This is a genomic window from Agromyces mediolanus (genome assembly GCF_014648575.1).
GTDB classification, from domain to species: Bacteria; Actinomycetota; Actinomycetes; order Actinomycetales; family Microbacteriaceae; genus Agromyces; species Agromyces mediolanus.
Genome location: NZ_BMRJ01000002.1, coordinates 155,673 through 167,196, shown reverse-complemented (window position 1 = coordinate 167,196; position 11,524 = coordinate 155,673). Strand labels below are relative to the sequence as shown.

At 73.2% G+C, this 11,524-nt stretch carries 10 protein-coding genes; 4 read left to right on the top strand and 6 right to left on the bottom strand.

Features of this window, described 5'->3' with window-relative positions; genetic code table 11:
* Window positions 1-18: 18 nt before the first annotated feature.
* On the bottom strand, window positions 19-840 hold the full coding sequence (locus IEY71_RS10575) for a M15 family metallopeptidase (RefSeq protein ID WP_229781671.1): 822 nt from the start codon (window positions 838-840) through the stop codon (window positions 19-21).
* Between the two features lie 172 nt (window positions 841-1,012).
* On the opposite strand from IEY71_RS10575, the gene IEY71_RS10570 reads away from it, so the two are divergent.
* Window positions 1,013-2,461 (top strand): GH1 family beta-glucosidase, encoded by a 1,449-nt coding sequence (locus IEY71_RS10570; protein WP_189085309.1) that lies wholly within the window; start codon window positions 1,013-1,015, stop codon window positions 2,459-2,461.
* 89 nt (window positions 2,462-2,550) lie between these two features.
* Window positions 2,551-3,582 (top strand): LacI family DNA-binding transcriptional regulator, encoded by a 1,032-nt coding sequence (locus IEY71_RS10565; RefSeq protein ID WP_189085308.1) that lies wholly within the window; start codon window positions 2,551-2,553, stop codon window positions 3,580-3,582.
* Window positions 3,583-3,787: 205 nt separating this feature from the next.
* Here IEY71_RS10565 and IEY71_RS10560 read toward each other — a convergent pair whose 3' ends face one another.
* Window positions 3,788-4,720 carry a nucleoside hydrolase gene (locus tag IEY71_RS10560; RefSeq protein WP_189085307.1) on the bottom strand — a complete coding sequence of 311 codons (933 nt, stop codon included), beginning with the start codon at window positions 4,718-4,720 and terminating at the stop codon, window positions 3,788-3,790.
* Between the two features lie 190 nt (window positions 4,721-4,910).
* Between IEY71_RS10560 and IEY71_RS10555 the strand changes: the two genes are divergently transcribed.
* Window positions 4,911-5,912 (top strand): LacI family DNA-binding transcriptional regulator, encoded by a 1,002-nt coding sequence (locus tag IEY71_RS10555; protein WP_189085306.1) that lies wholly within the window; start codon window positions 4,911-4,913, stop codon window positions 5,910-5,912.
* A gap of 113 nt (window positions 5,913-6,025) precedes the next feature.
* On the opposite strand, the gene IEY71_RS10550 is transcribed toward IEY71_RS10555, so the two are convergent.
* The 4 genes from IEY71_RS10550 to IEY71_RS10535 all read right to left on the bottom strand — a co-directional run bounded on the left by IEY71_RS10550 (window position 6,026) and on the right by IEY71_RS10535 (window position 10,775).
* Window positions 6,026-7,102 carry a BMP family lipoprotein gene (locus tag IEY71_RS10550; protein ID WP_189085305.1) on the bottom strand — a complete coding sequence of 359 codons (1,077 nt, stop codon included), beginning with the start codon at window positions 7,100-7,102 and terminating at the stop codon, window positions 6,026-6,028.
* Between the two features lie 156 nt (window positions 7,103-7,258).
* Entirely contained in the window at window positions 7,259-8,872 is a 1,614-nt protein-coding gene (locus IEY71_RS10545) for an amidohydrolase (RefSeq protein ID WP_189085304.1), read from the bottom strand.
* 23 nt (window positions 8,873-8,895) lie between these two features.
* Entirely contained in the window at window positions 8,896-9,816 is a 921-nt protein-coding gene (locus tag IEY71_RS10540) for an LLM class F420-dependent oxidoreductase (RefSeq protein WP_189085303.1), read from the bottom strand.
* Entirely contained in the window at window positions 9,813-10,775 is a 963-nt protein-coding gene (locus tag IEY71_RS10535) for a DNA-methyltransferase (RefSeq protein ID WP_229781670.1), read from the bottom strand. The genes IEY71_RS10540 and IEY71_RS10535 overlap by 4 nt, the downstream gene beginning before the upstream one ends.
* A 61-nt stretch (window positions 10,776-10,836) precedes the next feature.
* On the opposite strand from IEY71_RS10535, the gene IEY71_RS10530 reads away from it, so the two are divergent.
* Window positions 10,837-11,340, top strand: a complete 504-nt coding sequence (locus IEY71_RS10530) for a hypothetical protein (protein ID WP_189085302.1) — start codon at window positions 10,837-10,839, stop codon at window positions 11,338-11,340.
* Window positions 11,341-11,524: the final 184 nt, after the last annotated feature.

Below are 11,524 nucleotides of genomic sequence, written 5' to 3'. Positions count from 1 at the left end.
CCGGCGCTCGGCGGCCGGCTACTCCGCGTAGTCGGGCGCGGCCGGCAGGCCGAAGAACTCCTCGAGCGTCGTGATGCCGCGCGCGTGCATCTCGGTCGAGAGGTCGACGCCGACGTAGCGGAAGTGCCACGGCTCGTACTCGTAGCCGGTCACGTCGGTCTTGTCGGCCGGATAGCGCAGGATGAAGCCGAAGCGATACGCGTTGTCGCGCAGCCAGATGCCCTCGTCGGTGTCACCGAAGCACGCGGCGAGCGAGCAGTCGCCCGACTCCGCGCCGATGTCCATCACGAGCCCGGTCTGGTGCTCGCTGTAGCCGGGGCGTGCGGTGAGGGTGTCGTCGCCGTCGTAGACCTCCTCCTGCGTGGAGTACGAGCGGTAGGCGCTGTTCGAGGCGAGCGAGAGCCCGGCCTCGTTCGCCGCGGCGTCGAACATGGCGACGACGGCGTCGGAGGCCTCCTGCCGCATGAGCGGCGCCCAGGTGTGCGCGACGGGGACGTCGACGAGGTCGTCGGGCTCGTAGTCCTGCGGGTCGAGCGGCCGGAGCTTGTCGACGACCACCCAGATGCTGTCCGGGTCGTCGATCGAGTGCGCGGTCATGTCGAAGGTGGGGACGGCCTGCGCCGGCGGGGCCGCTTCGGGGGCCGGACGCGGACTCGCGGTCTCGGCGGCGCCGGCGCTGCCCTTCGACCCGGTCGGCGATGCGCCGGCCGAACCACCGGACGCGGCGCCGACGACGAACGCGGCGACCCCGACGAGCACGGCCGTCGCGACGAGCGCGACGATCATGCGGCGGCGGTGCACCGCCTCGCTGACGACTGGGCGGGTGGAGCTCTCAGACACCCTCCGAGTGTACGTCCGCCCCTCGACGGCTCCCTGGGAATCGAAGCGTGAGAGCGCTCTCTTGACAGCGTGGAGCCACCCGCCTAGAGTCGCAGCGCCGAGGCCCGATGCGCAGCAGCGCGGGGAACACGGGCCCGCACGACGACGACACCGACCTCCCGGAGGAACGCCCATGACCGATGCGACGGATGCCTCCCGCCCGGGCGAGCCGCGGCGCGCATTCCCCGATTCCTTCCTCTTCGGCGCCGCGACGGCGGCGTTCCAGATCGAGGGCGCGGCCTTCGAGGGCGGGCGCACGGCGTCGATCTGGGACGCCTTCTGCCGCGTGCCCGGCGCGGTGATCAACGGCGACACCGGCGACGTGGCCTGCGACCACTACCACCGCATGCCCGCGGACGTCGCACTCATGCGCGAGCTCGGCCTGCAGACCTACCGCTTCTCGACCTCGTGGTCGCGCGTGCGCCCCGACGGCGGGCCGGTGAACCCCGAGGGCATCGACTTCTACTCGCGACTCGTCGACGAGCTGCTCGGCGCCGGCATCAAGCCGTGGCTGACCCTCTACCACTGGGACCTGCCGCAGTCGCTCGAGGAGCAGGGCGGCTGGACGAACCGCGACACCGCCGCCCGCTTCCGCGACTACGCCCTCAGCGTGCACGACGCGCTCGGCGACCGCGTCGAGGTGTGGACGACGCTGAACGAGCCGTGGTGCTCCTCCTTCCTGAGCTACACGGCCGGCGCCCACGCCCCGGGCCGCTTCTCGAAGGAGGACGGCCTGCGGGCGGCGCACCACCTCATGCTCGGGCACGGGCTCGCGATCGAGGCGCTCCGGGAGCGGGATGCCTCCCTCGACCTCGGCATCACGCTGAACCTGACCGTGGCGAAGCCCGCCGACCCCGAGCGCCCCGGCGACCTCGACGCGGCCCGCCGCATCGACGCGGGCTTCAACCGGGTGTTCCTCGACCCGATCCTCCGCGGCGCGTACCCCGAGGACTTCCTCGCCGACCTCGCCGAGATCGAGCTCGGGCACGTGCTCGAGGAGGCCGTGCAGGACGGCGACCTCCGGACCATCAGCGCCCCGATCGACACCCTCGGCGTGAACTACTACCACGGCGAGCTCCTGAGCGACCGGCCGGCGGAGCATCCGCTGCTCGCCCAGGCGCCCACCGCCCGCGAGACCCGCTCGCCGTTCCCGAACGGCGACGGCGTCTTCTGGCACCCGCAGGGCCTGCCGCTCACCGCGATGGAGTGGGAGGTGCAGCCGGCGGGTCTCACCGAGCTGCTCACCCGCGTGCACCGCGAGTACACGGGCGAGCGAGGCATCCGCCTGTACGTCACCGAGAACGGCGCCGCGTACGACGACGTCGTGCAGGCCGACGGCGCGGTGCCCGACGCCGAGCGCGCCGAGTTCCTGGAGCTGCACCTCGGCGCGATCCTCGACGCGATCGACGAGGGCACGCCCGTGCACGGCTACTTCTACTGGTCGCTGCTCGACAACTTCGAGTGGGCGTGGGGCTACGAGAAGCGCTTCGGCATCGTGCGCGTTGACTACGACACGCAGGAGCGCACGGTGAAGCAGAGCGGGCGGGCGTACCAGCGCGTCATCCGCGACCGCGCCCTCTGACCCCGCCCCCTCTCGGGTTGCCCGACGTTCATGAACGTCGGGCGACGAGGGATCTGAAACGCGCGGCACGCGCGACCTAGACTTGCCGCATGGCGAAGGATGCCTCGGGCGGAGCGCCCACCCTCGAGATGGTCGCGCGTCGCGCCGGCGTCTCCCGCGCGACCGTCAGCCGCGTCGTGAACGGCTCGCCCAAGGTCAGCCCCGAGGTCGTCAGCGCGGTGAACGCCGCCGTCGCCGAGCTCCGCTACGTGCCGAACCGGGCGGCCCGCTCGCTCGCCCGCCGCTCCTCGAGCGCGATCGCCCTGATCGTGCCCGAGGACGTCACCGTCTTCTTCGGCGACCCGTACTTCGCCTCGGTCGTGCAGGGCATCATGGACCGCATCGACGACAGCGAGTACGTGCTGAACCTGCTCGTGGCCTCGGCGGATCCGCAGCGCAAGACGCGCGGCTACCTCGAGTCCGGCGTCGTCGACGGGGCGATCGTCATCTCGCACCACGCGGGTGACGAGCTGTTCGAGCACGCGACCGTCCCGCTGGTCTACGGCGGCCGCCCCTCGGCGGGGATCGACGCCTACGTCGTCGACGTCGACAACGTCGAGGCCGCGGTGAGCGGCACCGAGCACCTGATCGCGATCGGCCGGCGCCGGATCGGCACGATCTCCGGCCCGCTCGACATGCCGGCCGGCATCGACCGGCTCGAGGGCTTCCGCCGCGCAGTCGGCGCCGCCGGGCTCCCCGACGACCTCGTCGAGACCGGCGACTTCACCGCCGAGGGCGCGGCCGCCGCGACCCGGCGCCTGCTCGACCGGGTCGGCGACGGCCGCGACGGCCGCCCGCTCGGCGTCGACGCCCTGTTCGTCGCGAGCGACCTGATGGCGACGGGCGCCCTCGCCGTGCTCGCCGAGCGCGGGCTCCGCGTGCCGGAGGACATCGCGATCGTCGGCTTCGACGACAGCCCGGCCGCGCTGCGCACCGGGGTGCCGCTGACCACGGTCGCCCAGCCCTCGGCCGAGCAGGGGCGGCTGATGGCCGAGCTGCTCATCCGCCTGATCGAGGGCGACGAGACGGTGCCGAAGCAGACGATCCTGCCGACCCGCCTCGTGCTCCGCGAGTCGGCGTAGCCGCCCGGGCCGGGCTCGCGACGTCGCACGAACGGCTCGCTCGCGGCTCTTCCCGGCGCCGTTCGCGCGACTCCACGATGCGAAGTCGCGCGAACGGCCCACCCGGAAGCGATCGACGAGCAGAATGCGCGACCTCGTCGGCCGGGAGACGGCCGGGAGGAGGTCGGGCCGGGAGGGCGGGCCGGGAAGACGGCGCAGCCCCGCCCTACCCGAGCGCGCGGAGCGAGCGCTCGATGAGCCCCCAGAAGCGGTCGACGTCGAGGTCGAGCGCGACGGTCGCGTTGTGCTCGCGGCCGAGGATGTCGATGAGGTCCGTGCTCGTCGCGCCGCGGGTCTCGGTGCCGTCGAGCTCGACGTCGATGCGGGTGCGCACCGTCGTCGCGACCGCGGGGTCGGCGAGCAGGGCGACGGTGATCGGGTCGTGCAGGGGCCCGTCGGGCATCCGCTCGGCGCGCTCGTAGGTCGAGCAGAAGAACTCGAGCAGCTCGACGCCGAACGCCGAGAGCGGCGTGCCGATCGCCGAGAGCCGGTCGCGCACCTCGCGGGTGATGAGCGCCTGGTGCGAGATGTTCAGGCCGACCATGGTGAAGTCGACGCCGCTGTCGAGCGCGATCTTGATCGCCTCGGGGTCGGTCCAGGCGTTGAACTCGGCGTACGGGGTGACGTTGCCGCGGGTCGTCGAGCCGCCCATCCAGACGATGCGGGCGATCCGCGGGGCGAGCTCGGCGTGGTCGCGCAGCAGCACGGCGACGTTCGTGAGCGGGCCGGTCGCGACGATCGTGATGGGCTCGGCCGAGGCCTCGATGACGTCGCGCATGAACGTGATCGCGTCGCGCTCGTCGAGCGGCACGGTCGGCTCGGGCAGCACGGGCCCGCCGAGGGCGTTGTCGCCGTGGATCCAGTCGGCCGGGTGCAGCTCGCCCGCGAGCGGACCGGCGGCGCCGGCCGCGATCGGCACGCCCTCGATGCCGGCGACGGTGCAGGCGATGCGGGCGTTGAGCGTGGTGTGCTCGAGGCGGCCGTTGCCGCCGACGGTGGTGATCGCCCGGAGCTCGATCGCGGGGTCGCCTGCGGCGAGCCAGATGGCGAACACGTCGTCGTGGCCGGGGTCGCAATCGAGGATGATGGGGGTGGTCATGGCCGCTCCGGTGGTCTCAGGCGCAGGGCGCGGGATGCCGTGGCGGCATCCGTGCCAGACTGCACAAGCTTTGCGTAATCGATTGCACTCTGCGGCATCGATTTTGTCAAGCCCCTCCCCCGCCGGGCCCCGGAAACCCCGTACAGTGGGAACGATGCGCCCGCCCGGGTGCGCAAGACCGGAGCAGTCGATGCCGCACGCCGTGACCCTGCAGGAGGTCGCCGACGCCGCCGGCGTGTCCGTCGCGACCGCGTCGCGGGCGCTCTCGGGCAAGAACCGCGTCGCCGCCGACACCGTCGCCAAGGTCCGCGCCGTCGCCGCCGAGCTCGGCTACCGGGTCGACCCGATCGCGCGGGCGCTGCGCGAGGGATCCACCCGCATCGTCGGCATGATCGTCCCGGTCATCGGCAACCCGTATTTCGCCCAGCTCGTCGACGCGGTCGAGCACGAGCTGCACCGCGCCGGCTTCGAGCTGCTGCTCGCCGACTCGCACGGCGAGCTCGCCGAGGAGTCGCGCCGCCTCACCGTCTTCGGCGACCGCAAGGTCGACGGGATCGTGATCGTGCCGTCGCACCGGCAGCGCTCGGCCGGTGCGCTGCGCGCCGTGGGGGCCGAGATCCCGCTCGTGCAGATCGACCGCTCGGCGGGCGTCTCGCTCGCCGACTATGTGGGCGTCGACAACGAGATCGGTCTCGCCCTCGCCCTCGAGCACGTGCACGAGCGCGGCGCCCGCTCGCTCGTCTACGTCGGCGCCGACGACGTCACCTCCAGCGGCGTCGAGCGCTGGAACGCCTTCGACCGCACCGTCGACCGCGAGGCCGTCGCCGTCGGCGAGCCGTTCCGGGGCGACTTCAGCCTCGCCACCGGCGCCGCGGCCGCCGACGCGCTCGTCGCCCGCGGCGAGCTGCCCGACGCCGTCATCGCCGCCTCCGACCTCATCGCGCTCGGCCTCATCGGCCGGCTCCGCGAACACGGCGTCGAGGTGCCGCGCGATCTGCTCGTGACCGGCTTCGACGGCACCGAGCTCTCGCAGGTGCTGGCGCCGACGCTCACGACCGTGGTGCAGCCGATCGAGGCGGTCGCGGCCGACGCCATCGGCTTCCTGCTGTCGCGCGTCGCCGGCTCGACGGCTCCGGTGCGCAGCAGCCGGGTCGCGCCGACCCTGCTCGTCGGCGGCTCGACCACGCGCTGATCGCACCGACCCGAAGGAACGGTCGCGCCGCACTCCCGCCGGCGCACGGATGCCGCGGGGCGCCTCGAGCCCCGCGGCATCCGTCGTTCCGGATGATCCGGTTACGCCGCCCGCTACGGCGAGTTGACCGACTCGACCACGATCTCGCCCGAGATGATCTGCTGCCGGATCGCGTCGACGGCGGCCGCGAGCTCGGGGCTCACCGAGTCCTCGTACTCGTGGAACGGCGCGATCGCGACGCCGTCGTTGGCGAGCTCGCCGATGAACGGGCTGTTGTCGAACTCGTCCTCGACGGCCTGCCCGATGAGCTCGACGACCGCGTCGGCCATCTGCTTCATGACCGAGGTCAGCATGACGTCGGCGAGGTCGGGCGAGAGCTCGACCACGTCGTTGTCGACGCCGACGAGCACGACGTCGCCCGGCGCCTCGTGCGCGGCCTCGCCGCTGCCGAGGTAGAGCGAGCCGGCGACGGGCATGATCACGTCGGCGCCCTGGTCGATGAACGTCTGGGTGAGCGTCTTGCCCGCGGCGATATCGGTGAAGGTGCCGGCGAAGGTGCCGTCCTGGGCCGCCTTGTCCCAGCCGAGCAGCTTCACCTGGGTGCCGGCGTCGGCGTTGTAGCGGTCGACGCCGTCGGAGAAGCCGTCCATGAACAGCAGCACCGGCGGGAACGGCTGCCCGCCGAAGGCCGCGACCGTGCCCGTCTTCGAGTAGCCCGCCGCGAGGTAGCCGGCGAGGAACGAGGCCTGCGCCGTGTCGAAGACGACCGGCTTGACGTTCGGCAGGTCGATCGAGGAGTCGTCGATGATCGCGAAGCGCGAGTCGGGGTTCTGCTCGGCCGCGGCCTTCGTCGCCTCGGCGAGCGAGAAGCCGACCGTGACCGTGAAGTCGCAGCCCTGGTCGACGGACTGGGCGAGGTTCGGCGCGTAGTCGTTCTCCGTCGTGGACTCGAGGCGCAGCGTCTCGACGCCGTACTTCTCCTCGGCGGTGTCGAGCGCGGCGAGCACGGCCTGGTTGAAGCCGCGGTCGTCGAAGCCGCCGAAGTCGGAGACCATGCAGGCGAGGAAGTCGGTGGTCGCGGCGGCGTCGCCGCCGCTCTCGGCCGGGGGCGCCGAGCAGGCGGTCAGGGCGGTCGCGAGGCCGCCGATGGCGGCGAGCGCGACGGCGGTCCGGGTGCGGTGCTGTCTCACGGGTACTCCTTCGTCTGGCGAGGCAGGGGGGATGCAAGGACGGATGCGTCAGCAAAAGTTGCGCAATCGATTACGCATCGCGTGGCACCATGATACTGCTGCGGCCCCGCGCCGCAAGAGGGGGCGGCATCCGCCCGGCGGTCCCGCCGGGCTGGGCTACGCCCCGGAGACCTGCTCCCCCGCGAGGTACGTGCCGCGCACCGCGGTCTCCGCGAGCGCCTCGGCCGGCACAGTCAGCGGATCGCGGTCGACGACGACGAAGTCCGCGAAGCGCCCGGGTTCGAGCACGCCGATCTCCCGCTCGCCGAACAGCTGCCACGCCGCGTTGGCCGTGTGCGCCCGCAGGGCGTCGGCCCGCGAGACGGGGGCGCCGCCAGGCATCCGCCGCCCGTTCCGCGTCAGCCGCGTCTCGGCCACCGCCATGTTCCGGAACGGCTCGTTCGGCGTCACCCAGCCGTCGTTGTGGAACGTCGCCCGGTGCCCCGCCGCGAACGCCGCCCCGGCGTCGGCCCAGACGCCGCCGTGCTCGGGACCGAAGAGCCCGTCGACGAGCACCTCGCCCCAGTACCGCACGTGATCCACGAACACGCTCACCGTCACCCCGAGCGACGCCGCCCGCGCGTAGAGCTCGGGCGATGCGGCGCCGACGTGCTCGAGCCGGAACCGGTGGTCTACGAGCCCGTGCCGGGCGATGAGCTGCTCGTACACGTCGAGCGTCGAGGCGATCGCGAGGTCGCCGTGCGCGTGGCAGGCCAGCTGCCAGCCCGCGGCGGCGTAGGGCTCGGCGATCGCGAGCAGCTCCTCGCTCGAGTAGTTCGCCCGGCCGCGGTGCCCGGGCTCGAGGCCGATCGAGCGGGTCGCCTCGGTGTCGAGGTACGGGAAGCTCGTGGCGATGTTGCCGACCCAGGGCGAGCCGTCGCTCCACGTCTTCACGCCGACCTGGCGGAACACGGGGTCGAGCGAGGCATCCCGCGACGGCGCACGGCCCGGCGCGCCGCCGGGGCGCGACATCTCGTACCAGCGCAGCCGCAGCGGCAGCCGCCCGGAACCGCGCAGCGCGTCGACGACGGGGTTCAGCGCCGGGTCCCAGGAGAGGTCGGCGACGGTCGTGTAGCCGAGCCCGGACAGTTCGGCGAGGTGCGCGGCGAACAGTCGCGGGAAGTCCGCGCGCCCGCGCTCAAGCAGCGGCGCCATCACGCGCTCGACCGCGCCGGCCTCGAGGGCGACGCCGTCGAGCTCGCCGCGGGCGTCGCGGCCGAAGCTCGCGCCGACGGGGTCCGGGGTGTGCCGGTCGAGGCCGGCGAGCGCGGCGCCCGCGGTGTTGAAGTACGCGGAGTGGCCCGAGTTGTGCACGATGACGATCGGCACCTCGCCGGCCAGCTCGTCGAGCCAGGCGCGGTCGGGTGCGGGCAGCCCGCGCTGCAGCAGGCCGTCCCAGCCGTTCGCGAACACCGGTCCGCCCGCGGCGACCGCGCGCCGCAGCGCCGCGAGCACGCCCTCGGCGTCGGGCACGACGACGGGACGGAGGTCCACGACGAGCTCGGAGCAGAGCACCGCCGCGGTGCCCGGGTGCCCGTGCGGCTCGATGAGCCCGGGCATCGCCCAGCCGTCGAGCGCCGACCGCGCGGCGGCGGGGTGCGCCGCGGCGAGCGCGTCCGCCTCGCCGAGGGCGACGATGCGACCGTCGTCGCCGACGAGCAGCCCCGTCGCCGGGGCGGATGCCTCGTCCGCCAGCGTGCGGAACCGGCCGGTGTACAGGGTCTGCGTCATCGTCTCCCCCTCGAGCCCGGCGTTCAGCGGAACGCGGGCACGACCTCGGCGGCGAGCAGCTCCAGCACCTCGAGGTCGTCGAAGTCGAGGATCTGCAGGTAGAGCGTTTCGACGCCGAGCTCCGCGAGGCCGCCGATGCGGTCGACGACCTCGGCGACGGTGCCGCCGATGCCCTCGCGAGCGAGTTCCGCCGGGTCGTGGTCGATGGCCGCGGCACGGCGCCGGTAGGCGGCATCCGTCTCCCCCACCGTCGTCGTGAGGGCCGCCGAGTAGGCGAGCGAACCCGGGTCGCGGCCGAACTCCTCGGCCGCCCGGCGCACGCGCCCGAAGGCTTCGGCGATCTCCGCGTTCGTGCTGAACGGCACGTTGTACTCGTGTGCGAAGCGCGCGGCGAGCGCCGGCGTGCGGCTCGGGCCGGTGCCGCCGACGATGATCGGCACCGGATCCTGCACGGGCTTCGGCAGCGCCGGGGAGTCCTGCAGCGTGTAGTGGTCGCCCTCGAAGGAGAAGCGCCCGCCGACGGGCGTCGACCACAGCCCGGTGATGACCTCGAGCTGCTCCTCCAGCAGGCCGAAGCGCTGCGCCGGGAACGGGATGCCGTACGCCGAGTGCTCGGCGGCGAACCATCCCGTGCCGAGCCCGAACTCGACCCGGCCGCCGCTCATCGCGTCGACCTGCGCGACCTGGATCGCGGTGAGCCCCGGATGCCGGAACGTGAGGCTCGTGACGAGCGTGCCGAGCCGGATCGTCGACGTCTCGCGCGCGAGCGCCCCGAGCGTCACCCAGGAGTCCGTCGGACCCGGCAGCCCGTCGCCGCCCATGGTGAGCAGGTGATCACTGCGGAAGAAGGCGTCGAAACCGAGCCGCTCCGCGGCGAGCGCCATCGCGAGCTGCTGCTCGTAGCTCGCCCCCATCTGCGGTTCGGTGAAGATCCGGAACTTCATGCGCGCTCCTTCGCGTCGAGCGCCGTGGCCGGCGCGGTGGCACTGCTCTCGAACACCGTGCCGGGCACCTCGCCGAGGCGCGCCCGCATCACGGCGACGGCGTCGGGGTGCTCGTCGACGAGCACGAAGCGCCGGCCGAGGGCGGCGGCGACCGCGCCCGTCGTGCCGGAGCCGGCGAAGAAGTCGAGCACCCAGTCGCCCTCGCGGGTGGAGGCCTGCACGATGCGGCGCAGCACCCCCTCGGGCTTCTGCGTCGGGTAGCCCGTCTTCTCGCGCCCGGTGGGCGAGACGATCGTGTGCCACCAGACGTCGGTGGGCAGCTTGCCCGCGGCCGCCTTCTCGGGGGTGACGAGCCCGGGCGCCATGTATGGCTCGCGGTCGACCTCGGCGGAGTCGAACCAGTAGCGGTCCGGATCCTTCACGTAGACGAGGATCGTGTCGTGCTTCGTCGGCCAGCGGCGCTTCGTCTTCGCGCCGTAGTCGTAGGCCCAGATGATCTCGTTGAGGAAGCACTCGCGGCCGAAGAGCGCGTCGAGCAGCACCTTCGCGTAGTGCGCCTCGCGATAGTCGAGGTGCAGGTAGAGGGTGCCGTCGTCGGCGAGCAGCCGCCACGCCTCGAGCAGCCTCGGCTCGAGGAACGCCCAGTAGTCCTCGAAGCGGTCGTCGTAGCGCAGCAGATCGCCGCGCACCCGCTCGTAGCGCTGACCCGCGAAGCCGCGGACCGTCGCAGGGGCGGGGCGAGGTTCGGGCTCGGGGCGGTCGGATGCCTCGTCGGGCTCGGGCTCGGGCTCGGGCTCGGGCTCCACGATGCGCACGTGGCTCGTCGTGCGCCGCTCCTGCGGCCGGCCGGTGTTGAACGGCGGGTCGAGGTAGATCATCGTGAAGCGGCCGTCGGGCAGCGTCGGGAGCACGTCGAGGTTGTCGGCGTGGATGACGCGGTTCGGTTCGGCGGCGGCCACGCGCTCCAGTCTGCCAGCAGGCCGACGCGGGCGACCGCTACGATGCCCGCGGGAGGCCAGGATGCGCACGCTCGTCGTCTACGAATCCATGTTCGGCAACACCGCCGCGGTGGCGGCCGCGATGGCGCGGGCGCTCACGCCCGCCGGCGCGGTCCGCCTCGAGCTCGCCGACGACCGTCCCGACGTCGGCGACGCGGAGCTCGTCATCGTCGGCTCGCCGACGCACGGTTTCGCGCTGCCGAGCCGGCTCTCGCGCCGGGCGGCGCGGGCGCAGGGCGCGGATGCCTCGGCCGCCGGCCGCGCGGGGATCCGCGAGTGGCTCGCCGAGCTCGGGGCGGTGCCCGCCGATTCCGCGCCCTTCGCGGCAGCGTTCGATGTGCGCCAAGCGCCGGGCACCGCGGGCGCCCCATCGCACCGGGTGCGGCGCCGGCTCGACGGGCTCGGCTTCCGCACGATCAGCGAGCCGGCGTCGTTCCGGGTCGGGCCGACCGCCGGGCCGCTCCGCGACGGCGAGCTCGATCGCGCCGCCGCCTGGGCGGCGGCGCTGCTGCGCGCGGCGCGCTGAGCCGTGGTTCGCTGAGCTTGTCGAAGCGCCCCTGGTTCGCTGAGCCCGTTGGTTCGCTGAGCCCGTTGGTTCGCTGAGCCCGTCGAAGCGAACGCCCAGGCCGCTTCGACAAGCTCAGCGAACCAGCCGCTTCGACAAGCTCAGCGAACCAAGCACTTCGACAAGCTCAGCGAACCAAGCACTT